This window comes from Streptomyces sp. NPDC006552 (genome assembly GCF_040611655.1).
Taxonomy (GTDB): Bacteria; Actinomycetota; Actinomycetes; order Streptomycetales; family Streptomycetaceae; genus Streptomyces.
The window spans coordinates 126,980-147,646 of the sequence record NZ_JBEXOS010000011.1 but is presented as its reverse complement, the minus strand read 5'-3'; the positions used below and the strand labels follow the sequence as shown (position 1 = coordinate 147,646).

22 protein-coding genes are annotated in these 20,667 nt (G+C 73.2%); 10 read left to right on the top strand and 12 right to left on the bottom strand.

Features of this window, described 5'->3' with window-relative positions:
* Nucleotides 1–78: 78 nt before the first annotated feature.
* The 6 genes from ABZY33_RS09950 to ABZY33_RS09925 all read right to left on the bottom strand — a co-directional run bounded on the left by ABZY33_RS09950 (nt 79) and on the right by ABZY33_RS09925 (nt 5,444).
* Nucleotides 79–1,452 (bottom strand): hypothetical protein, encoded by a 1,374-nt coding sequence (locus ABZY33_RS09950; protein ID WP_356491012.1) that lies wholly within the window; start codon nt 1,450–1,452, stop codon nt 79–81.
* A complete protein-coding gene (locus tag ABZY33_RS09945) occupies nt 1,449–2,567 on the bottom strand; it encodes a hypothetical protein (RefSeq protein ID WP_356491011.1) in 1,119 nt (372 codons plus the stop codon). Before ABZY33_RS09945 ends, ABZY33_RS09950 begins: the two co-directional genes overlap by 4 nt.
* The gene (locus ABZY33_RS09940) at nt 2,564–3,283 is read right to left on the bottom strand and encodes a hypothetical protein (protein ID WP_356491010.1); all 720 of its coding nucleotides are present in this window, start codon (nt 3,281–3,283) and stop codon (nt 2,564–2,566) included. Before ABZY33_RS09940 ends, ABZY33_RS09945 begins: the two co-directional genes overlap by 4 nt.
* 230 nt (nt 3,284–3,513) lie before the next feature.
* On the bottom strand, nt 3,514–4,227 hold the full coding sequence (locus ABZY33_RS09935) for an LPXTG cell wall anchor domain-containing protein (protein WP_356491009.1): 714 nt from the start codon (nt 4,225–4,227) through the stop codon (nt 3,514–3,516).
* A gap of 165 nt (nt 4,228–4,392) precedes the next feature.
* Nucleotides 4,393–4,872: an ATP-binding protein gene (locus tag ABZY33_RS09930; RefSeq protein ID WP_356491008.1), complete on the bottom strand. Its 480-nt coding sequence runs from the start codon at nt 4,870–4,872 to the stop codon at nt 4,393–4,395.
* Between the two features lie 200 nt (nt 4,873–5,072).
* Nucleotides 5,073–5,444, bottom strand: a complete 372-nt coding sequence (locus ABZY33_RS09925) for an STAS domain-containing protein (protein WP_356491007.1) — start codon at nt 5,442–5,444, stop codon at nt 5,073–5,075.
* A 252-nt stretch (nt 5,445–5,696) separates the two neighbouring features.
* Between ABZY33_RS09925 and ABZY33_RS09920 the strand changes: the two genes are divergently transcribed.
* A complete protein-coding gene (locus ABZY33_RS09920) occupies nt 5,697–6,596 on the top strand; it encodes an RNA polymerase sigma factor SigF (RefSeq protein WP_356491026.1) in 900 nt (299 codons plus the stop codon).
* A gap of 73 nt (nt 6,597–6,669) precedes the next feature.
* Here ABZY33_RS09920 and ABZY33_RS09915 read toward each other — a convergent pair whose 3' ends face one another.
* The gene (locus ABZY33_RS09915) at nt 6,670–7,521 is read right to left on the bottom strand and encodes a helix-turn-helix transcriptional regulator (protein ID WP_356491006.1); all 852 of its coding nucleotides are present in this window, start codon (nt 7,519–7,521) and stop codon (nt 6,670–6,672) included.
* Between the two features lie 86 nt (nt 7,522–7,607).
* Here ABZY33_RS09915 and ABZY33_RS09910 point away from each other — a divergent pair, with 86 nt between their 5' ends.
* From ABZY33_RS09910 to ABZY33_RS09900, 3 genes are all read left to right on the top strand, one after another.
* Entirely contained in the window at nt 7,608–8,402 is a 795-nt protein-coding gene (locus ABZY33_RS09910) for an SDR family oxidoreductase (RefSeq protein ID WP_356491005.1), read from the top strand.
* 91 nt (nt 8,403–8,493) lie between these two features.
* The gene (locus ABZY33_RS09905) at nt 8,494–8,790 is read left to right on the top strand and encodes a type II toxin-antitoxin system prevent-host-death family antitoxin (protein ID WP_356491004.1); all 297 of its coding nucleotides are present in this window, start codon (nt 8,494–8,496) and stop codon (nt 8,788–8,790) included.
* The gene (locus ABZY33_RS09900; RefSeq protein WP_356491003.1) at nt 8,787–9,194 is read left to right on the top strand and encodes a type II toxin-antitoxin system VapC family toxin; all 408 of its coding nucleotides are present in this window, start codon (nt 8,787–8,789) and stop codon (nt 9,192–9,194) included. The genes ABZY33_RS09905 and ABZY33_RS09900 overlap by 4 nt, the downstream gene beginning before the upstream one ends.
* Nucleotides 9,195–9,212: 18 nt before the next feature.
* On the opposite strand, the gene ABZY33_RS09895 is transcribed toward ABZY33_RS09900, so the two are convergent.
* Complete coding sequence (locus ABZY33_RS09895) at nt 9,213–9,434, bottom strand: hypothetical protein (RefSeq protein WP_356491002.1); 222 nt, start codon at nt 9,432–9,434, stop codon at nt 9,213–9,215.
* Between the two features lie 128 nt (nt 9,435–9,562).
* Here ABZY33_RS09895 and ABZY33_RS09890 point away from each other — a divergent pair, with 128 nt between their 5' ends.
* Complete coding sequence (locus ABZY33_RS09890) at nt 9,563–11,227, top strand: hypothetical protein (protein WP_356491001.1); 1,665 nt, start codon at nt 9,563–9,565, stop codon at nt 11,225–11,227.
* Nucleotides 11,228–11,238: 11 nt separating this feature from the next.
* Here the strand turns inward: ABZY33_RS09890 and hutI are convergent, their stop codons facing one another.
* The 4 genes from hutI to hutU form a co-directional block, all read right to left on the bottom strand.
* On the bottom strand, nt 11,239–12,408 hold the full coding sequence (gene hutI, locus ABZY33_RS09885) for an imidazolonepropionase (RefSeq protein WP_356491000.1): 1,170 nt from the start codon (nt 12,406–12,408) through the stop codon (nt 11,239–11,241).
* 67 nt (nt 12,409–12,475) lie between these two features.
* Nucleotides 12,476–13,837 carry a formimidoylglutamate deiminase gene (locus ABZY33_RS09880; protein ID WP_356491025.1) on the bottom strand — a complete coding sequence of 454 codons (1,362 nt, stop codon included), beginning with the start codon at nt 13,835–13,837 and terminating at the stop codon, nt 12,476–12,478.
* Nucleotides 13,828–15,039 (bottom strand): allantoate amidohydrolase, encoded by a 1,212-nt coding sequence (locus ABZY33_RS09875; RefSeq protein WP_356491024.1) that lies wholly within the window; start codon nt 15,037–15,039, stop codon nt 13,828–13,830. The genes ABZY33_RS09880 and ABZY33_RS09875 overlap by 10 nt, the downstream gene beginning before the upstream one ends.
* Nucleotides 15,040–15,107: 68 nt before the next feature.
* Nucleotides 15,108–16,766, bottom strand: coding sequence for a urocanate hydratase (gene hutU / locus ABZY33_RS09870; protein WP_356490999.1), 1,659 nt, complete (start codon nt 16,764–16,766; stop codon nt 15,108–15,110).
* A gap of 113 nt (nt 16,767–16,879) precedes the next feature.
* On the opposite strand from hutU, the gene ABZY33_RS09865 reads away from it, so the two are divergent.
* The 5 genes from ABZY33_RS09865 to ABZY33_RS09845 all read left to right on the top strand — a co-directional run bounded on the left by ABZY33_RS09865 (nt 16,880) and on the right by ABZY33_RS09845 (nt 20,614).
* Nucleotides 16,880–18,247: a diaminopimelate decarboxylase gene (locus ABZY33_RS09865; protein WP_356490998.1), complete on the top strand. Its 1,368-nt coding sequence runs from the start codon at nt 16,880–16,882 to the stop codon at nt 18,245–18,247.
* A gap of 171 nt (nt 18,248–18,418) precedes the next feature.
* Nucleotides 18,419–18,832 (top strand): hypothetical protein, encoded by a 414-nt coding sequence (locus tag ABZY33_RS09860; RefSeq protein ID WP_356490997.1) that lies wholly within the window; start codon nt 18,419–18,421, stop codon nt 18,830–18,832.
* Nucleotides 18,829–19,590: a transcriptional regulator gene (locus tag ABZY33_RS09855; protein WP_356490996.1), complete on the top strand. Its 762-nt coding sequence runs from the start codon at nt 18,829–18,831 to the stop codon at nt 19,588–19,590. The genes ABZY33_RS09860 and ABZY33_RS09855 overlap by 4 nt, the downstream gene beginning before the upstream one ends.
* Before the next feature lie 65 nt (nt 19,591–19,655).
* Nucleotides 19,656–20,213, top strand: a complete 558-nt coding sequence (locus ABZY33_RS09850; protein WP_356490995.1) for a roadblock/LC7 domain-containing protein — start codon at nt 19,656–19,658, stop codon at nt 20,211–20,213.
* Nucleotides 20,214–20,239: 26 nt separating this feature from the next.
* Complete coding sequence (locus ABZY33_RS09845) at nt 20,240–20,614, top strand: hypothetical protein (RefSeq protein ID WP_356490994.1); 375 nt, start codon at nt 20,240–20,242, stop codon at nt 20,612–20,614.
* The last annotated feature ends 53 nt before the right edge of the window (nt 20,615–20,667 follow it).

The window sequence follows — 20,667 nt, the reverse complement described above, 5'->3', positions numbered from 1 at the left end:
AAGAGCGCGCGCATCTCGGTGGCGGTCTTCAGGTAGTAGTCGCTGCCGTTGAAGCTCCCTTCGCCCGTACCGGGCAGGTCACCTGCCGCGCGCCGCCCGGCGCCCGGGCAGGAACGTGAAGACCGCGCCGCCCAGCAGGATCACCGTGCCGGCCACCAGGCCGAGGGCGCGCAGGGCGCCGTCGTTCGAGGCGCCCGTCTCGGCGAGGCCGCCGCCCGTCGCCGAGGAACCGCCCGCCGAGCCGCCCGCCGCGCCGGAAGCGGAGCCCGAGCCCGTGCCGCCGGTCGCGCCGCCCTCCACCGCCTTCGTGTCGATCTCCAGGGAGACCTCCGTCTTCGTCGGCGTACAGGTGGTGGTCGTGCCCAGCGCCTGCACCGTGAGGACCCCCGGCGACAGGGTCGACTTCCCGTCGGCGCCCGGCTTGTAGGTGCCCGTCAGGTCCGGGATCGTCATCGGGTCGCCGGACTTGATGGGTTCCTTGTTGGCCGGGCCCTCGACCTTCACGGTGCCCTTGTCGGCGCCGCCCAGCTTCACCGCCATCGTCGGTCGGACCGAGTCGGCCGGGATGTCGGCGGGGCTGTCCATGACGGCCTTCTTGAACTGGACGGTGAGGGCGTAGGCGCCGCCGTCCTTCTTGGCGTTGATCTGCACCGGGGACGTGGCGTTCTTGTCACCGATGGGAGTCTTGCAGGCGTACGGGACCGACACCTCCTTGCCGGTGAAGTCACTCCGGCCACCGCCGCCGCCGGTGCCGCCACCGCTGTCACCGGCCGTCGTGGTCCCGCCGGTGCCGGTGCCGCCCGTGCCGGTGCCGCCGGTGGCCGAGCCGCCCGCGGCTCCTCCGGTGTCCGTGCCGCCCGCCGCCGCGCCCCCGGCGCCGGTGCCGCCGGTGCTCGTGCCCGCTCCGTCCGTGACCTTGATGGTCACCGCCGGCTCGACCGTCGCCTTGGGCGTGCACTTGGTGTCGGTGGAGATCGGCTTGTTGACGTTGATGGTGTACGCGTCCGGGGTCAGCGTCACGTCCCCGGCCACGGTCAGCTTCAGCTTGCCGGTCATGTCGGACAGCACCATCGGACTGTTCTTCGGGATCGCCGGGTTCTTCCGGGGACCCTGCACCTTGAGGTCACCGCTCTGCGCGCCGCCGACCTTGACCGTGCCCGTGGGCTGCACGGTGTCGGCGTCGAGATCGAGGACGTCCGGGTTCTTCGAGGCGGCCTGGGTGGTCTTCCACACGACGTCGATCTCGTCGCCGACCCTGGCCGTCGCCGGGGCCGTGATGTCGGCCACCGTGGTGCCCTCGACCGGGGGCAGTCCGGATATGGGCGGCGGGACGCACTCCGTCGCGAACGAGGACGCGGCCGCGTGCGCCGGCCCGGCGGCGGCCAGCCACAGGCCCGCTCCGGACAGGATCAGGGCACAGCCGGCCGCACCGGCTCTCCGTTGCCTTCTCACGTGTTTCCCTTCGTCGTCTGGCTGGTGTCGGACGGTGCGGAGAGCTGACCGGCCGCGGGCCCGCCCGGACCGGCGTCCGGAGCGAACCAGGGCAGGGTCGTCGGAGTGGCGGCGGTGTCCGCGCCGTCGTGGCCGGGCGCGGGCGCCGCCCGCTGCGGCAGGCGCGCCTTCGGCAGGCGCACGGTGCGGTCGGCCAGGTGCTGGGCGCCGCGGTGGCGGCCCTGGGCGTACTTCGCGCGCGGCCGCAGCCGGTCCACGACCGCCATCCCGGCCCGGAAGACGGCGGCCGGGACGACGACGCAGAGCAGGATCCAGAAGAGGGTGACGCCCCAGGGGCGGCCGACGCCCCAGGGCTGCTCGGCCAGGACCTTCCCGCCGTACTTCAGCGAGACCAGGTAGCCGCCGTGGGCGCCGGCGTCCAGCTCCACGGGAAGCTCGATCCGCGCCTTGCGGCCGGGCCGGACGGTGCCGCGCCACTGCCGCTCCTCGTACACGGGCGCGAACACTCCGTGCGCGGTGCCGACCTGGAAGACCGGGTCCTTGACGGGGGCCGGGCCGGTGTTGCCCACGGTGAAGGTGAACGTCCGCGCGGGCGGGGCGCCGAACCAGGTGAGGACGCCGCTCGACCCGTCGAGACGGGTGTCGGTGACCATGGCCAGCTGTCCCGTGCCGGACGCGGCGGGCAGGGCCGCCACCGGATGACCGGCGACCTTCAGCACGGCGTCCGCGCGGGCCTTCGCGCCGCCGGTCACGGCCGCCACGTGGACGACGCAGGGGCAGGGCACCGGCGGCTCGGCGACCGGCAGCTTCCTGCTGAACGCGCCGCGGGTGTCGGTGGTGACGGCGCGGCCGTCGGCGTTGGCGCAGGAGTTGGTGCCGCCGATGACGCCGCGCGCGGGGCTGGAGCGCCCGCAGACCAGCAGCATCAGCAGCGCCCTTGGCCCCCAGCCGGCGCCCTTGACGGTGACCGAGCCGCCGGTGCCGGCCTGGGCCGCGGAGAGGGTGACGGTGGGGGTGTCCGCGGCCGCCGCGGACCACGGCGCCGTGCCCACGAGGAGCGCGGCCACCAGGGCGAGGACGGTCAGCAGCCGCGTGGCCGGTGCGCTGCGGGTCATGACGCGCTCCTTGGGTCGCCGGTGCTCGGACGGCCCCGCCGGCGGCGGACGAGGCGGTGGGCGGCCCAGCCGGCCGCCGCGAGCGCGGCGAGGCCGCCGCCGAGGGGCCCCCGTGGCACGAACCGGGCGCTCGCCGTCGCCGTGTCCCGCGCGCCGCCGCCCGCCGTCACCGTCACCCGCACGTCGACGGCGTCGAGCGCCGGGGCGTCGCGCCAGGGTTCGCTGAGGGCGGCCCGGCGGCCGGGCGGCAGCCGCACCGGCAGGGTCCGCGCCTTGCGGTCCAGGACGGTGCCGAGGACGCCGTCGGCCGTGACCGCGAGGCGGGGCGTGAGGGTCGTGTTGCCCCGGTTCACGACCTCGTACGTGATCCGGTCCCCGGCGACGATCCGCACGTGCTCGACGGTGAGCGCCGCCAGGGCGGGGCCGCTGACCCGCAGGTGCACGCCGACCCGGGCGGTGCGGCCGCCGCCCTCCGCCACGATCGCGCCGGTGCGCTCGCCCGGGGACGCGCCCGCCGGGACGGTGAGCGCGAAGGGGACCTCCGCGCGGGTGCGGGCCGGGACCCGCACGGACGCCGCGGCGAACGTGATCCGGGCACCGCTGCCGCGCAGCGTGATCCGCACGGCCCCGGCGGTCGGATTGCTGACGGCCACCGTGTCCTCCAGGACGCTGCCGGGGGCGCCCTCGGCATAGATGTACGGCCGCGAGCCGCTCACCGCGAGCGACCACCGCGCCGACGCGGCACCCCCGACACCACCCCCCAGCACACCTCCCACCACCAGAAGGACACCCACCGCCAGCCCCCGCCGAGCGACGCCCGTCCTCAAGCCCCTCCGGCGATTGCGGAGCGGGGTCCGGGACGGAGCCCCGTGGCCCGGACGTGGAAGGGGCCGCACGGTCGCGGCCGAGTGCGACATCATCGCTGCGCGCCCGCGGCCCGAGCCCCCTAACGGGCCGCCCCCTGATGCCGCCGATTCAGCCACAGCGCTCCCCCCGCCCCGGCAAGAAGCACCGTGCCGCCCAACATGCCGAGCGCGACCGTCGAGTCCTGCGGCCCGGTCTGCGGCAGCTGCCCGCTCCCGGAGGAGCCGGACCGGGGCCCGCCCCCGCCACTGGACCCGGACCCGCCGCCGGAACCGCCCGCCGCCGTCACGTCCAGCTCCAGCGACGGATCGGGAGTCCTGGCCGGTGTGCACGTCGTCGTCGTACCGAGCGCCTTGATGGTGAGCACGCCGGCGGTGAACGTCACCTTGCCGCTCTTCTTCGGCGTGTACGTGCCGGAGAGATCGCTGATCCTGATGGGGCTGTTGGCGGGGATGGCCGCCGCGTTGGCCGGGCCCGAGACCGCGAGGGTGCCGCTCTCCACGCCGCCCAGCCTGATCACCGCGCTGGGGTTCATCGCGCCCTTGCCCAGCTCGACCGGGCTGGAGGAGACGCCCTTCTGGAACGACATGGTGATCTTGTAGCCGCCACCGCTGCGGACGCTCTTCATGTCGATCGGGGAGACGGCACTCTTGTTCCCGATCGGCGTCTTGCACTGGTAGTTGACGTTCTGCACCGTGGCGTGGGCCGCGGGGGCCGCCATCAGCACCGCGGAGCCGGCCAGTGCCGCGCTGAGCGCGTACGCGGCGGTTCGTTTCGGGTACGTCCGGTACGACACCTCGGAATCCCTTCAGACCGACCGTTGCTGACGGTTCATCAGATGCGGGGGCTCAAGGTACGCCGGGGCCCTTGCCGAGGGAAGACAAAGAGCACGCCGGATCGGAGACGATCCGGCGTGCTCTTCGGCGGCGGGCGGGAAGCAGCCGGGACCGGCCGGGACGGCTCAGCCGGGGGTGCCCAGCTCCGCCCAGACGGTCTTGCCCGCGACCCCGGGCGTGCGCGTGACGCCCCAGTCGAGGCAGAGGCGCTCGACGATGAACATGCCGTGGCCGCCGGGGCGCCCGGCGCGGTGCGGGGTGCGCGGCTCGGGCTGCCCGGCACCGTGGTCGGCGACCTCCACGCGCAGCACCTTGTTGTCGAGGGAGACCGTCAGCATGTCCGGGCCCTCGGCGTGCAGGCAGGCGTTGGTGACCAGCTCGGAGACGACGAGCAGCACATCCTCCGCGGCGGCGCGCAGGTCGGGGCTCGGGGCGGGCAGCCACCCCCACTCGTGCAGCGCTTCGCGGGAGAAGTCGCGGGCCAGCGGCACGATGCCGCTCGCCCCAGCGAGGCTCAGCGTGCGGACCTGACGGCCGCCGGGAGCCGGGACGTCGCCCGACTCGGGGCCGTGGTCGCCCGGCGAGTAAGGCCGGGTGGCGCTCATCAGCACTTCACCTCACCGATTTACCAATTCAGCTTCACTTCAGGACTCAGGGTTGCAGGGCCGGTCGGGTGTCTCCTGCCCGGCCGAACGACGAGAACACCCATCGATTCGGTGCGGACCCTGTGACGCCGATAACGCCTCGATCACAGGGAGACAACTGGAGCGTAACTTCTCCAGCCCGAAGGCGCGGGGTCATCCGCTCACTCCGCCGCGAGCGCCGCCGCGAGGGATTCATGCACCGTAAAGACGGCATCCGCGCCGGTGATCTCGAAGACGCGGGCCACCACCGGCTGCATTCCGGCCAGGTGGACCCCGCCGCCCGCGGCCTCGGCCTTGAGCCGGGCACCGAGCAGCACGTTCAGCCCCGTCGAGTCGCAGAACTCGAGGCGCGTGCAGTCCACCACCAGCCGGGAAACCCCGCTGACCAGGCATTCTTCCAAGGGCTCGCGCAGCAGATCGGCGGTGTGGTGATCCAGCTCACCCACCGGGGTGACGACGGCACTGGAGCCCTCATGCCGTACCTCGACCAGAAGCCGGCCCCGATGCGCGCTGCCGACTGTCCCGCGGTCCATGACGTCTCTCTCTCGCTGCCTTCGACGTGCCGATTGACGCCCTCGAACATTACGCCTTCTCCGCGCCCCCCGGTACCCGAACAACCCCCGAGAAACGGACATTTAGGGTTATAGCGCACTTGCGACGCGGCGACGAAACCGGGTAGGCCTAGTAAGGACGGAACACGAACTCGTCGGCTTTGGAGGCGCCGCACTCCCGAAGGTGCACGTATTGGCATCGGCAGCCATATGCCGAGAACGATGGAGGACATCATGTCACCCCGGCTCGACGAGTCGCGTACTGACCTGGCGACGTCGACACCCACACCGGACCGCCGCTCCGACCTCGAGTCCGACGCTCTGGCAGGACTTGACGGGCTCCCGGAGATCCCGCCGTTCGCCGAGGTGGGGGCGGTCGACGCCCGCGCCCTTTCCAAGACGCTCTTCCAGCGTCTCGAGGCCCTCGAAGAGGGCACCCACGAATATTCTTACGTCCGCAACACGCTGGTCGAACTCAACCTCGCCCTGGTCAAGTTCGCGGCCTCCCGGTTCCGCTCCCGCAGCGAGCCGATGGAGGACATCATCCAGGTCGGGACCATCGGCCTGATCAAGGCCATCGACCGCTTCGAGCTGAGCCGTGGCGTCGAGTTCCCCACCTTCGCGATGCCAACCATCGTCGGTGAGATCAAGCGCTTCTTCCGCGACACCTCCTGGTCGGTGCGGGTCCCCCGGCGCCTTCAGGAACTCCGTCTCGACCTCGCCAAGGCGGGCGACGAGCTCGCCCAGCAGCTCGACCGGGCCCCCACGGTGGCCGAGCTCGCCGCGCGCCTGGGCCTGTCGAACGAGGAGGTCGTCGAGGGGATGGCGGCGTCGAACGCGTACACCGCCAGTTCGCTCGACGCCCAGCCCGAGGAGGACGACTCCGAGGGCGCGCTCGCGGACCGGATCGGCTACGAGGACCACGGCCTCGAAGGCATCGAGTACGTCGAGTCCCTGAAGCCGATGATCGCCTCGCTTCCGCCGCGGGACCGCAAGATCCTCTCGCTGCGCTTCGTCGCCAATATGACGCAGTCCGAGATCGGCGAGGAGTTGGGCATCTCGCAGATGCACGTGTCCCGGCTGCTCTCGCGCACGCTCGTCAAGCTGCGCAAGGGGCTGACGGTCGAGGAGTAGCCCCCCCGCCTTCGCGAGCCCGCCCGCGGCCCACGCCGGCCACGGGCGGGCTCTGCTCTGCCGGCCGCGCCCGTCAGCCCGGTACGTCCATGCGCTGCGTGCCGATGACCGACAGCAGGCGCAGGGCTTCCTCCGCCGCGGAGCCCGGTGCGGCCGTGTAGATGACCACCCGCTGGTCGCGGTCGGTGATGTCCAGGACGTCGCAGGTGACCGCGAGGCGACCGACCACGGGGTGCTCGAAGGTCTTGCACAGGGTGGGCCGCGCCGCCACCTCGTGGTCGGCCCACAGACGGGCGAACTCCGCGCTGCCGGTGAGCAGTTCGCCGACCAGGGACCGCACCTCCGGATCGTCCGGGTAGCGCGCGGCCGTGGCCCGCAGATGCTGGACCGAGGTCCGGAAGAACGCGTCCGCGTCCGTGACCCCGTACAGCCGTCCGCTCTCCTGGTGCGGGCCGAGGAACGCCCGGCGCACGAGGTTGCGGTCCCGGCGGCCGAGGCGCGAGAAATCCTCCATCAGGGCGGCGGCCAGCGCGTTCCAGGCGATGACCTCGTACGTCGCCGACAGCACCAGGGCCGCCGACATCGGCAGCCGCTCCAGCAGGTCGACGATGCTCTGCCGGACCTCGCGCGAGGGGCCGGAGGCGGGGCCCGGCGGGGTGCCGGCCAGGTGGTGGAGGTGGTCGCGCTCCACGTCCGACAGGCGCAGGGCGCGGGCGAGCTGGGCGAGCACCTCGCGCGACGGGTGCGGGGCGCGGGCCTGCTCCAGGCGCGTGTAGTACTCGGTCGAGATGTACGCGAGCTGTGCCACCTCCTCGCGGCGCAGGCCCGGGGTACGGCGGCGCGGTCCCGCGGGCAGGCCCGCGTCGGCGGGGGTGATGCGTTCGCGCCGGTTGCGCAGGAACTCCGCGAGGTGTCGTCGGTTCACCGGTCCAGTGTGCGGGGGTGGCGGGCGTGCATCCAGGTACCGCCGGTGCCTGGATGGGCCGGGCCGCCGGGCACAGGCTCGGCGGCATGGACCACACACCGAGCGCTTTCGCTTCTTCCCCGTCCGGCCTGCTCGCCGGCAAGGTCGCCTTCGTCAGCGGTGCCGGGCGCGGCATCGGCGCGGCCGCCGCCCGCCTCTTCGCCGAGGAGGGTGCCCGGGTGCTGCTCGCGGCCCGCACCGAGAGCCAGCTGGAGGCCGTCGCCGCGGAGATCAGGGCGGCGGGCGGCACCGCGGACCACGTCGTGTGCGACCTCGCCGACGGGGACAGCGTCCGGGCCGCCGTCCAGCGGGCCGTGGAGCGGTACGGCCGGCTCGACGTGGCTTTCAACAACGGTGCGACGGGGCAGCCGCCCGGCCCGATGGACACGCTGTCGGAGGCCGACTTCGACGCCGTGACCGCGGTGAACCTCAAGGGCCCGTGGCTCGCGATGCGGGCGCAGGTCGCCGCCATCCGCGCCACGGCCGGACGCGGCGCCATCGTGAACACCTCCAGCGTCGGCAGCCTGCTGGCCAACCCGGCGCTGCCCGCCTACGGCGCGGCGAAGCGGGCGGTCAACAGCCTCACCGCGTCCGCCGCCGTCACGTACGGGCCGGAGAACATCCGCGTCAACGCCGTCGCGCCCGGCACCACGCTCACGGAGATGCTGCGCGCCTGGGACGACCGCGCGCCCGGCACCCTCGACCACCTCAACTCCCAGACCCCACTGGGCCGCGCCGCCGACCCCCGCGAGATCGCCCAGGCCGCCGCCTGGCTGCTGAGCGACCGCGCCTCCTACGTCACGGGGACGGTCCTGCGGGTCGACGGCGGGATGTGGGCGTGAGCCCTGTGCGTGCCGGGGCGGCCCCGACTCGGCCGGGTGAAAGCACCGCACGTTTATGGAAAGCGCCGCACGGTCCTCGTAGCGTGAGGTCATGACCACACGCGTGCCCCTCGGGCAGCTGCAGCAGCACGCCAGCGAGCTCATCGACCGCGTGGCGGCGGGCGAGCGGGTGGAGATCACTCGCAACGGACGCCTGATCGCTGTTCTCGGGCCGCCGGCCCCGGAGCAGCGCGTCATGGAAGACCTCGTGCGCACAGGGACGGTGGATCCTGGCAACGCGGCGTCCGCACCCGGCCTCGGGGACTGGCAGCCCTTGCCCGCCCGGCCGGATGCTCCGGCCAAACTGTCCGAGGTTCTCCTCAAGATGCGCGAGGAAGAGGACCGGTGATCTACCTCGATTCCTGCGCACTGCTGAAGCTCCTCGTGCCGGAGGCCGAGACCGGCGCGCTGCGTACGTTCCTCTCGGCGCGCGCCACAGAAGGGCATGTGACGTCGGCGCTCTCGCAGACGGAGGTGTTCCGGGTGCTGGTGCGCGTGGGTGCCGAGCCCGAAGTGGGCGACGCGGCGGAGGAGCTGCTGGACAGACTGTTGCGGATTCGGGTCACCGATCCCGTGTTGCGGGCCGCCGGGATGTTCCCTCTACCGCATCTGCGCAGCCTCGACGCGATCCACTTGGCCAGTGCCGAGTACCTGGAACACGCTCTGACGGCGTTCGTCACCTACGACAAGCGGTTGGCTGGCGCGGCGCTGGAGCGGGGGCTGCCCGTCGAGTCACCCGGTGCCCCCTCCTGACCGTCGGCGCGAGGCCGTTCAGCGGTTACGGCTGGCGATCAGCGCCGTACGCGTCCACGTCGTGAGTTGACGGACCATGTCCCGGGTCCGTTCCCCTGCCGCCGGGAAGAACGGCAGCAAGGCGAGCGCGGGGACGTAGGCCAGCGTCACGACGAGGAGAGGGAGCAGGGCGAGGAGGACGATGAGGACACGTTGGATCCAGCGCGCGCCGGTGGCCAGGTTCGTCCAGGGGCTTGCCACGGTGGTGCGGTTCCTTCCTTCGGTGAGCCGGAGGCCGGCTCGGGGAACTCGACTGTCCGTGGCGGGCGTTATGTTGCGACAGCGGCAACTGTTGCCGTTTTCAGGACAACGCCCCAGGGAGGCCCCTCGTGTCCACGGCACTGCCCTCACCTCGCGATTCGGGTGCGGTCGAGCGGGGTGACGTCGCCGAGGTTGTCGCGCTGGGCAACGCGTTGACCGAGCTGTTCAACGGCCTGGGGGTCTCGCAGAACGCGTACGCCGTGCGGATCCACCGGGACAAGTCCACCGTCTCTCGCTTCCTGCGCGGCAAGAAGGTGGCACCGCTCGACTTCGTCGACCGTCTCGTGCGGGAGGTCGAACAGCGACGCGGGACGCGGCTGAAGCCCGAAGTACGCAAGCGCATAGACCAGTTGCGGCTCGCCGCGGTGAAGGAGACCGATCCCGCCGCGTACGAACTGGAGACACTGCGGACGGAGATGGAGCGCTCGCAGCGCGAGGTCGATCGGCTCGCGCGGCAGCAAGAGGCATTGCACGTGTTGTTGGAGCGGCGGGAAGAGGAGATCCGCGCCGTCCAGGGAGAGCTGACGCAGATCCAGGAGGACTGGCGGGACGAGGTCGCGCTACGGGTGCGGCGCGAGGAGGACGCCGTCGGCAGCGAGCACGAGCGCACAGGGCTCGCCGAAGAGGTAGCCCGGTTGCGGGCCGATCTGGTGGAGGCGACCGCATTGCGCGCGGACGCGGAGCGCAGGTGCGAGGACCTCGAGCGACGGGTCAGGGAGATGGAGGAGGAGCTGGCCGCGCGCGAGAGCGATGTGCCCGGTGCACTGCCATTGACCGCGCTCAAAGAGCGGCTCGTTGTGCTGTGGGAAGCAGGCGGGGCCCAGGAGGCGGGCCGCGAGTTGACCGAAGCGGCGCAGGGGCGGTCGGTGGAAGACCTGATCGACCTGGTGACCTGGCTCGACGGGCGCGGTGACGTGATCCGGCGTAACCGGCTGGCCGAAGAGGTCGCGCACACCCGGACCGTGGAGGTGGTTGCCGCCTTCGGCACAGGGCTCATGAGCGTCAAGGCGCGGCGGGACCCCCGGCGCCGTAGAGGTACGCCGTCAGCTCTGAGGTGCGTCGTCGACGGGGCCTGCGCGGTGATGCCCCCTAGGGACCTCGTCACGTTGCACCGGCACTGGGAGCCGCCGAAGAGGCCCCAGGGCCTGTTCTACCGCATGCGGGACGAGGTGCCGGAGAACCTCCTCACCGGAGTGCGCTCCGCAGACGTCGCGGCGGAGGTCTTCGACTTGCTCGACCCGGACGACGGGGCCCTGGTGCGGGTCATGCGCCGAGCGCGGCCCGCGTCGCTCAGTGGCGGCATGTTGATCGCGGTCGTCCCCCACCTGATCAAGCGGGGGAACACCGGGCTGGCTCACGCCTGTTGCCGCACGCTGGTCGATCACAGTCGCGAACTCCTGGGCAAGGGCCGCTCCGTTCCGCCCTGGGGCGACCTCGCCCTCGCCGAGACCGACGTGTCACAGGTACGCGAATTCGTACTCACGGCGGCCGACGTGCTCTCCGCGCAGGACTTGAGTTTCCTCCTCATCGCCCTGTTCGAGCCGCGCAGCGACTACTCCCGGCAGCAGGAGGAGGCGGCGGCACGATTCTTCCAGCTCTGTGTCGCCGAGCTGCACGCGGCGAACCGGCTGACCGACGTGCTGACAGCCCTGGACGACAAGGTGTTCAGATTGGTGCTGCACGGCAGCACACTCCCGAAGGTCCGGAAGGTCTTGCTCGCATACAAGCTGTGACGTCCGCTGCGTCAGACAGCACGCACCCCTCCCCGCCACACCTGTGACACCAGCGGGACGCCCGGGCGGTATGCCAGGTGGACGTGGCTGGGGGCGGCCAGGAGGGTGAGGTCCGCTCGGGCGCCGGGGGCGAGGTGGCCGATGTCCGTGCGGCGCAGTGCCTGCGCGCCGCCCGCCGTGGCGGACCAGAGGGCCTCGTCGGGGGTCATGCCCATGTCCCGTACCGCGAGGGCGATGCAGAACGGGACGGACGAGGTGAAGGACGAGCCCGGGTTGCAGTCCGTGGAGAGCGCGACCGTGGCGCCCGCGTCCAGGAGGCGGCGGGCGTCCGGCCACTGGGCGCGGGTGGAGAACTCGGCGCCGGGCAGCAGCGTGGCGACCGTGTCGCTGTGGGCCAGGGCGTCGACGTCCGCGTCCGTCAGGTGTGTGCAGTGGTCCGCGCTGGCCGCGTCGAGTTCGACGGCGAGCTGGACGCCGGGCCCGTAGGAGAGCTGGTTGGCGTGGATGCGCGGGTGCAGGCCCCGGGCCTTGCCGGCCGTCAGGATGGCCCGTGCCTGGTCGCCGTCGAAGGCGCCCTTCTCGCAGAACACGTCGATCCAGCGGGCGTGCGGTGCGCAGGCGTCCAGCATCTCGCCGGTGACCAGCTCCACGTACGCGGCCGGGTCGTCGGCGAAGTCCGGGGAGACGATGTGGGCGCCGAGGTAGGTGACCTCGTCCGTGTGGGCCGCCGCGATCCGCAGGGCGCGGGACTCGTCCTCGGTCGTCAGGCCGTACCCGGACTTCGTCTCGAAGGTGGTCGTGCCCTGGCGCAGCGCCTCCGCGAGGTAGTGGGTGAGGTTCGCCTCCAGAGCGGCGTCGGTCGCGGCGCGGGTGGCCGCCACCGTCGTACGGATACCGCCCGCGGAGTAGGCGCGGCCCTCCATGCGGGCGTTGAACTCGGCCGTGCGGTCGCCCGCGAACAGCAGGTGGGAGTGGCTGTCGACGAAGCCGGGGATCACCGCGCGGCCGGCCGCGTCGTGGGCCTCGTCCGTCGCCGGTACGTTCTTCGCCGGGCCCGCCCAGGCGATCTTGTCGCCGTCGATGACGAGTGCGGCGTCATCGATCCGGCCGAGCGGGCCGTCGCCGAGTTCCGGGTTGTTGGTGACCAGGGTGCCGATGTGGGTGATGGCCGTGGTGGTCATGGTTCCTCTCCGTCGCCGGATGCGGGTCGATTCGCCTGAACGGCTCGTCCTGGGCCGGGGCCCCGGGTCAGTGCAGCGCCGCGATCGCCGCCGACAGCGCCTGCGCCACGTCACCGACCCGCGTGTGCGCGCCGTCGCGGACGATCTCGCGGCCTCCCGCGATCACGTCCGTCACATCCGCCGCGCTCGCCGCGAACACCGCCGTCTCCGCGCCCAGGCGCGGCGGCGCGCCCGCCGTGCGGACCGAGTCGAGCCGCACCGTCACCAGGTCCGCCACCGCGCCGCTCTCCAGGACGCCCGCGCCCGGCCAGCCGAGCGCGGCGTGGCCGTCTACCGTGGCCGCGCGCAGCAGCGCCGCCGCCGTCCAGTGGCCCCGGGTGCGCGAGCGCAGCCGCTCGTTCAGCTCCATCGCGCGCGCCTCCTCGAACGGGTCGATCACGGCGTGGCTGTCGGAGCCGAGGGAGAGCGGGGAGCCCGCCTGTTGCAGGGCCACCGCCGGGCCGATGCCGTCGGCGAGGTCGCGTTCCGTCGTCGGGCACATGCAGGTGCCGGTGCCGGAGCCGCCGATCAGCGCGATGTCCGCCGGGGTGAGGTGGGTGTTGTGGACGCCGGTGGTGCGGGCGCCCAGCACCCCGTGGTCGGCCAGGAGCTGGGTGGGGGTGCAGCCGTGGACCGCCTGGCACGCCTCGTTCTCCGCGGTCTGCTCGGAGAGGTGGACGTGCAGCGGGGCCCGGCGTTCGGCCGCCCACTGCGCGACCGTCGCGAGCTGCGCGGCCGGGACCGCGCGCACGGAGTGGACGGCCGCGCCGATCCTGGCGTGCGGGCGCTCCTTGAGCAGGGACGCGCGCTCGGCCCAGGCCTGGGTCGTGCCGTCGGAGAAGCGCTGCTGGTGGCGGTCGGGGGCCTTGCCGCTGTGCTTGTCTCCGATGGCGGCGGAGACGTACGCCGTGTCGAGGAGGGTGATGCGGATGCCCGCCTCGTCGGCGGCGGCGATCAGCGCCTCCCCCATCGCGTTCGGGTCGGCGTAGGGGGTGCCGCCCGGGGCGTGATGGAGGTAGTGGAACTCGCCGACGGCCGTGATGCCGGCCAGCGCCATCTCCGCGTACACCGCCCGCGCGAGCGCGTGGTACGTGTCCGGGGTGAGCCGGTCGGCCACCGAGTACATGGTCTCGCGCCAGGTCCAGAAGGTGCCCGAGCCGACCTGGACCGTGGCGCGCAGCGCCCGGTGGAAGGCGTGGCTGTGCGCGTTGGCGAGGCCGGGCAGGGTGAGGCCGCGCAGGACGACGGCGCCCGGCGGGGGCACCGGGACGTCCGTGCGGACGTCCCGGATCGTGCCGGTGCCGTCCGCGTCGGACACGTCCACCACCACGCCCGGCTCCACCACGGGGTCGAGCCAGGCGTGTTCCAGCCAGTACGTCGTCACTTGCAGGCCAGCCCTTCCAGTACGTCGGCCAGTGCGCGCACGCCCGCCAGGCAGTCGTCCTCGGCGGCGGTCTCGGCCGGGGAGTGCGAGACGCCGGTCGGGTTGCGTACGAACAGCATGGCGGTGGGGACGGACGAGGCGAGGATTCCCGCGTCGTGTCCCGCGCCGGTCCCCAGGACGGGGACGGTCAGGTCGGCCGCGGCCGCCTTCGTGCCGAGGATGCGGGCGAGTTCGTCGCGCAGCGCGTGGTCGAAGTCGACGACCGGGGTGAAGGACTCCCGGGTCAGTGTCACGTCGATGCCGTGCGCGTCGGCGTACTCGCGGGCCGCCTTCTCGATGGCCGTGACCGTGCGGTCCAGGGCACCCTGGTCGGCCGCGCGCGAGTCGAGCCAGCCGCGGACCAGGGACGGGATGGCGTTGACGCCGTTCGGCTCGACCGCGATCTTGCCGAAGGTGGCGACCGCGCCCGCGAGCCGGGCCTGCGTGCGGGCCGCGAGGACCGTCTGCGCGTACGGCAGCATCGGGTCGCGGCGGTCGGCCAGGCGGGTGGTGCCGGCGTGGTTGGCCTCGCCGTGGAAGTCGAAGCGCCAGCGGCCGTGCGGCCAGATGGCGCTGGCGATGCCGACCGCGTCCCCGGACAGGTCGAGCGCGCGGCCCTGTTCGACGTGGAGCTCGACGAACGCGCCGATGCGGGCCAGCCGTTCGGGGTCCGGGCCGATCGTCTCGGGGTCGTACCCGGCGCGCTCCATGGCCTGCGGCAGCGTGGTGCCGTCGGCGTCGGTGAGGGCGTACGCCTGCTCGCGGGTCAGGTGGCCGCCGGTGAGGCGGGAGCCCACGCAGGCCAGGCCGAAGCGGGCGCCCTCCTCGTCGCCGAAGTTGGTGATGGCCAGCGGCTTGGTGAACTCCGCTCCCCGGTGGCGGAGTTCGTCCAGGGCCGCGAAGGAGGAGACCACGCCGAGGGGGCCGTCGAACGCGCCGCCGTCGGGGACCGAGTCCAGGTGGGAGCCGGTGACGACCGCGTCGCCCGCCTGCGGGTCGCCGAGCCAGGCCCACTGGTTGCCGTTGCGGTCCAGTTCGTAGGTCAGGCCGCGGGATTCGGCCTGGGCCTTGAACCACGCGCGGCAGTCGGCGTCGGCGCCGGTCCAGGCGTGGCGGCGGTAGCCGTTCGTCTCCGGGTGACGCCCGATGGGCCGCAGCTCCTCCCACATGGCCAGGAAGTCGGCGCCGCCCGGGGCGCGGGGAACCGCGCGACCAGCCACGGCGGGCGGAACGCCGGTCACTCGCCCTCCCGCATCGGAACCCGCACCCCGCGCTCCGCCGCGACCTCGACCGCGTGGTCGTACCCCGCGTCCACGTGCCGGATCACGCCCAACGCCGGGTCGTTGGTGAGCACGCGCTCGATCTTCTGGGCGGCCAGTTCGGTGCCGTCCGCCACGCAGACCTGGCCCGCGTGGATGGAGCGGCCCATGCCGACGCCGCCGCCGTGGTGCAGGGAGACCCAGGAGGCGCCGGAGGCCGTGTTGACCAGGGCGTTCAGCAGCGGCCAGTCGGCGATCGCGTCGGAGCCGTCCTTCATGGCCTCGGTCTCGCGGTACGGGGAGGCCACCGAGCCGGAGTCGAGGTGGTCGCGGCCGATGACGACGGGGGCGGAGAGTTCGCCGGACGCCACCATCTCGTTGAACTTCAGGCCGGCCAGGTGGCGTTCGCCGTAGCCGAGCCAGCAGATGCGGGCGGGCAGGCCCTCGAAGGAGATGCGCTCGGCGGCCATGTCGAGCCAGCGGTGCAGGTGTGTGTTGTCCGGGAACAGCTCCTTGATCGCCTTGTCCGTCTTGGCGATGTCCTCCGGGTCACCGGAGAGGGCGGCCCAGCGGAACGGGCCGAGGCCCTCCTCGAAGAGCGGGCGGATGTGCGCCGGGACGAAGCCGGGGAAGTCGAAGGCGCGTTCGCAGCCGGCCTTGCGGGCCTCGTCGCGGATGGAGTTGCCGTAGTCGAAGACCTCGGCGCCGCGGTCCAGGAAGCCGATCATGGCCTCGACGTGCAGCCGCATCGAGTGCCGGGCCTTGTCCGTGAAGCCCGCCGGGTCGGCCTCGCGCTCCTTGTCCCAGTCCGCCACCGCGATGCCGACGGGCAGGTAGGCGAGCGGGTCGTGGGCGGAGGTCTGGTCCGTGACGATGTCGATCGGGGCCTCGCGGCGCAGCAGCTCGGGGAAGACCTCGGCGGCGTTGCCGACGACGCCGATGGACAGGGCGCGGCGCTCGTCGCGGGCCTGGACGGCGAGTTCGAGGGCGTGGTCGAGGTTGTCGGCCTTGACGTCGAGGTAGCGGGTGCCGATGCGGCGGTCGATGCGGGTCTCGTCGACGTCGACACAGAGGGCGACACCCTCGTTCATGGTGACGGCGAGCGGCTGGGCACCGCCCATGCCGCCGACGCCCGCGGTGAGGGTGATCGTCCCGGCGAGGGTGCCGCCGAACTTCTTGCGGGCGACCGCGCCGAAGGTCTCGTAGGTGCCCTGGACGATGCCCTGCGAGCCGATGTAGATCCACGAACCGGCCGTCATCTGGCCGTACATGGTCAGGCCCGCGGCCTCCAGCTTGCGGAACTCCTCCCAGTTGGCCCAGTCGCCGACCAGGTTGGAGTTGGCGAGGAGCACGCGCGGCGCCCACTCGCTGGTGCGCAGTACGCCGACCGGCTTGCCGGACTGGACGAGGAGCGTCTCGTCGGACTTCAGCGTCTTGAGCGTGCGCACGATCGCGTCGAACGCCTCCCAGGACCGGGCCGCCTTGCCCGTGCCCCCGTAGACGACCAGCTTGTCGGGGTGCTCCGCGACCTCGGCGTCGAGGTTGTTCATGAGCATCCGCAGGGCGCCTTCCTGCTGCCAGCCGAGCGTGGTCAGCTCGGTGCCGCGCGGGGCTCGTACGGGGCGGGGTCCTGACATCGGCGGCCTCCTGAGGGTGCTCCATCGTGATGCGGTTATTCACATACTCGCGATCTGAATAGAACTAGTCAATACATTCCCAGGGACGTGCTCCGGGTGGTTGTCTGGACCACATGGCATCCCGTGACGCTTCCACCGCCCGCTCCACCCGCCGTGACCAGGCCGTACGCGCCGCGGTCGCACACGGACTCGTCGGTCCAGACGCGCCCGTCGCCGGGCTGCTCGACGTCACCGGCATCCGCGCCTCCGCCGCCGCGCTGCACGCCGCGTTCGACGCGGTCACCGCGCCCGGCACCGAGGTCCTGCACGCCTTCGCGGTGAAGGCGACCCCGCTCGTGCCGGTGCTGCGCCTGCTGCACGAGGCCGGCATCGGGGCCGAGGTGGCGAGCCCCGGCGAGCTGGCCCTGGCCCGCGCGGCCGGGGTGCCACCGGCCCGCACCGTCCTGGACTCCCCCGCCAAGACCGGCGCCGAACTGCGCGAGGCCCTCGCCCTGGGCATCGCGGTCAACGCCGACAACCCGCAGGAGCTGGCCCGCCTCGACGCGCTGGTCGCCTCCGCGCCCACGTGCTCACCCCTCGGCGTCCGGGTCAACCCGCAGCTCGGCGCGGGCTCCATCGGCGCCCTGTCCACCGCGACCGCCACCTCCAAGTTCGGGGTGGCGCTGCGCGACGAGGGCGCCCGCGCCTGGGTCGTCCGGGCCTACCTGGACCGGCCGTGGCTGACCCGGCTGCACACGCACTCCGGCTCGCAGGGCGTGCCGCTGGAGCTGATGGCGCAAGGCGTGCGGGCCGCCTACGAACTGGCCGAGGAGATCAACCGGGCGGCGGGCCGCCGGCAGATCGACACGCTCGACATCGGCGGCGGCCTGCCCGTCAACTTCGCCTCGGACGAGGAGAGTCCGGACTACGCCACGTACGCGCGGCTGCTCGCCGCCACCGTCCCCGGCCTCTTCGACGGCCGCTACGGCCTGGTCACCGAGTTCGGCCGGTCCCTGCTCGCCAAGCACGGCACGATCCTCGCGCGCGTCGAGTACGCCAAGGAGAGCGGCGGCCGCCCGATCGCCGTGACGCACGCGGGAGTTCAGGTCGCGACGCGGACCGTGTACGCGCCCGCGTCCTGGCCGCTGCGGATCGCCGCGTACGACGCGCAGGGGCGGCCCAAGAGCGGCCCGGCCGTCGCCCAGGACGTGGCGGGCCCGGCCTGCTTCTCCGGTGACCTGCTCGCCGAGAACCAGGCGCTGCCGCTGCTCGAAGCCGGTGACGTCGCCGCCGCGCTGGACACCGGCGCGTACTACTTCGCGCAGCACTACTCGTACAACTCGCTGGCCCGGCCCGCGGTCTACGGCTTCACCGCGAGCGGCGGCGCCGACACCGGCACCGGCACCTCCGTACGGTTCGCGACCGTGCGCGCGCGGCAGTCGGTCGAGGAGATCGTCGCGGAGTCGGGCGGCGACCGGCCGTCGGCCTTGCTCGGCCTCTGAGCCGACGGCGCCGGCCCCCGCGCTGTGCGGGGGCCGGCGGATTCTAGCCATCTTCCGCATGTTCCACGGGAAAATGCCAGAACGCTCACCAGGTCGCCGCACGGTGCGTAGCTTCTTCGTCACACAAGCCCAGCTTTGCACGGTGTGATGATCAGGTGGGGAGTTTCAGGCGTGCCCGGAATCGACGAGTGCCTCCTTGAGGCCATGCGGCTGCCGGGGGCGCGCGGCGCCTCTGTCGTCGACTGGACCAGCGGTCTCGCCCTGGGCACCGTGGGGGACTCGCCCAACGGGGACCACGAGGCCACCGCCGCCGAGGCCGCCGAACTGGCCCGGCTCGCCGCCGAGCACCGGGCGTTCGCCCCGGCCGAGGGCAGCGACTGGTCGCCGGGGTCCGCCGCCGACAAGGCGCCGCCCGTCGAGGACGTCATCGTCACCAACCGCGACGGCTACCACCTGCTGCGGTTCGTCCGCACCAGCTTCGACAGCAGCGTCTTCCTGCACCTGTGGCTCGACCGGGACGAGGGCAACCTCGCGCTGGCCCGGCTGCGGCTCGCCGACATATCCGAGCGGCTGGTCCTGGGATGAACGCCGCGCCCGCGAGCGCCTCGCCGATGCTCGGCCGGCTCGCCGACGAACGCGCCACCGGGGCGCTGATCCGCGAACACGGCACGCTCTACCTGGCCGACGGGTGCGTCGTGCACGCCGAGTCGCCCGCGACTCCCGGCATGGACGTGCTGCTCACAGCGGGCGGCGCGCTCCAGGCCGACGGGTGGTGGGAGGCGGTGGACCGGGCCGGGGCCGGCCGGCGCGTCGGCCGCTACCTGGTGGAACAGGGCCGCCTCTCGGACGGCGCGCTCGAACTCTGCCACCTGAGCGCGGTGTTCGACGCCGCCTACTTCACCCTCGCGCCGAGCAGCGGCCCGACCCGCTTCCGGTACGGGGTCTCGCACTGGTTCGGCGCGGTGCGGCCGGTGCCGGTCGCCGCGGTCGAGCGCGAGACCCGGCGCCGCCGCGAACTGCTCCAGCGGATCTGGCCCGAGCCGGACACCGACACGGCGCCGCTGACCCGGGCCACCGACCGCGAACTGCCCGTCCCGGCCCGCAGACGCCGCGTCCTGGAGCTGGTCGACGGCGCGCGCACCGCCTCGCAGATCGCGCTCACCCTGGGCCGGCCCGCCTTCCACACCCTGGTCGACCTGCGCCGGCTCGCCGCGGGCGGCCTGGTGACCACCGCGCCGCCCCAGCCCGCCTTCCCGGTGCCGGAGTGGATGGCGCACGCCGTCGTCGAGGACCCCGATGTGGCGCTGCTGCGCCGGCTGCGTGCCGCGCTGGAGGCCCTGTGAAGCGCCTGCGCCGCACCGGCCGGCCCGGCTCCGCACCGTCCGACCCTTCCGGAAGGAGACCGCCGATGGCCGACGAGGCCGAAGTCCTCGGCGAACTGCAGCGGCTGAGAATCCGGGTCCCCCAGGTCACCGGGGCGCTCGCGGCCAGCGTCGACGGGCTCGTGCTCGCCCGGGACGCCCCCGGCGTCGAGCCCGAGGGCGTGGCCGCGCTGACCGCCGCCGCGCTCGGCGTGGCCCAGCGCCTCGCGGACGCCACCGGGCAGGGCGGCTTCCGGGAACTCCTGGTCCGCGGCACGCAGGGGTACGTCGCCACGTACGCGGCCGGGGAGAGCGCGGTCCTGACCCTGCTCGCCGAGGACCGGATCAACGTGGGGCGGCTGCACCTGGAGGGCCGCCGCTCCGGTACCCGGATCGGCGAACTCGTCGAGGCGGCCGCCGCCCTTGATCCGCCGTCCCGCCCGCGCGGCCGGTCCCGGGCCCGCCCGGCGCCGGCCCGCCCCACGGTCCCGCCCGCCGTGCCCGCGCCGCCGCCCGCCACCGACAGCGGACTGCCCGTCCGCACGCCCAAGACCGAGCTTCCCGAGCTTCCCGAGCCCAGATTGCAACCCCGGACGGCCCGTTGAGGCCGCGCAGGAAAGGACCCACCACCATGGCCAACACCGAGACCGCGCTCAAGGACGCCGTCGCCTCCATCGAGGGGGCGAGCGCCGCGGCCCTCGTCGACTACAACAGCGGCATGGCCCTCGGCACCATCGGCGGCTCCAAGAGCTTCGACCTGGAGGTCGCCGCGGCGGGCAACACCGACGTCGTCCGCGCCAAGCTGCGCACCATGGAACACCTCGGCCTGAAGGACGAGATCGAGGACATCCTCATCACGCTCGGCACCCAGTACCACCTGATCCGCCTCCTGAAGGGCCGCGGCGGCAGCGGTCTGTTCCTGTACCTCGTCCTGGACTCCGCGCGCGCCAACCTGGCGATGGCCCGCCACCAGCTGCGGCAGATCGAGGCCGACCTCGACGTGTGAGCCGCCCGGTCAGCGGCGTCACGCCCCTCCGGGCGCGGCGCCGCCCTTCCCGG

Excerpts from the sequence above, each read along its gene's own strand:
- ABZY33_RS09945 (WP_356491011.1), bottom strand. The coding sequence starts at position 2,567 with ATGACCCGCAGCGCACCGGCCACGCGGCTGCTGACCGTCCTCGCCCTG.
- ABZY33_RS09930 (WP_356491008.1), bottom strand. The coding sequence starts at position 4,872 with ATGAGCGCCACCCGGCCTTACTCGCCGGGCGACCACGGCCCCGAGTCG.
- ABZY33_RS09925 (WP_356491007.1), bottom strand. The coding sequence starts at position 5,444 with ATGGACCGCGGGACAGTCGGCAGCGCGCATCGGGGCCGGCTTCTGGTC.
- ABZY33_RS09920 (WP_356491026.1), top strand. The coding sequence starts at position 5,697 with ATGTCACCCCGGCTCGACGAGTCGCGTACTGACCTGGCGACGTCGACA.
- ABZY33_RS09910 (WP_356491005.1), top strand. The coding sequence starts at position 7,608 with ATGGACCACACACCGAGCGCTTTCGCTTCTTCCCCGTCCGGCCTGCTC.
- ABZY33_RS09905 (WP_356491004.1), top strand. The coding sequence starts at position 8,494 with ATGACCACACGCGTGCCCCTCGGGCAGCTGCAGCAGCACGCCAGCGAG.
- hutI (WP_356491000.1), bottom strand. The coding sequence starts at position 12,408 with ATGACCACCACGGCCATCACCCACATCGGCACCCTGGTCACCAACAAC.
- ABZY33_RS09875 (WP_356491024.1), bottom strand. The coding sequence starts at position 15,039 with ATGTGGGAGGAGCTGCGGCCCATCGGGCGTCACCCGGAGACGAACGGC.
- hutU (WP_356490999.1), bottom strand. The coding sequence starts at position 16,766 with ATGTCAGGACCCCGCCCCGTACGAGCCCCGCGCGGCACCGAGCTGACC.
- ABZY33_RS09865 (WP_356490998.1), top strand. The coding sequence starts at position 16,880 with ATGGCATCCCGTGACGCTTCCACCGCCCGCTCCACCCGCCGTGACCAG.
- ABZY33_RS09855 (WP_356490996.1), top strand. The coding sequence starts at position 18,829 with ATGAACGCCGCGCCCGCGAGCGCCTCGCCGATGCTCGGCCGGCTCGCC.
- ABZY33_RS09850 (WP_356490995.1), top strand. The coding sequence starts at position 19,656 with ATGGCCGACGAGGCCGAAGTCCTCGGCGAACTGCAGCGGCTGAGAATC.
- ABZY33_RS09845 (WP_356490994.1), top strand. The coding sequence starts at position 20,240 with ATGGCCAACACCGAGACCGCGCTCAAGGACGCCGTCGCCTCCATCGAG.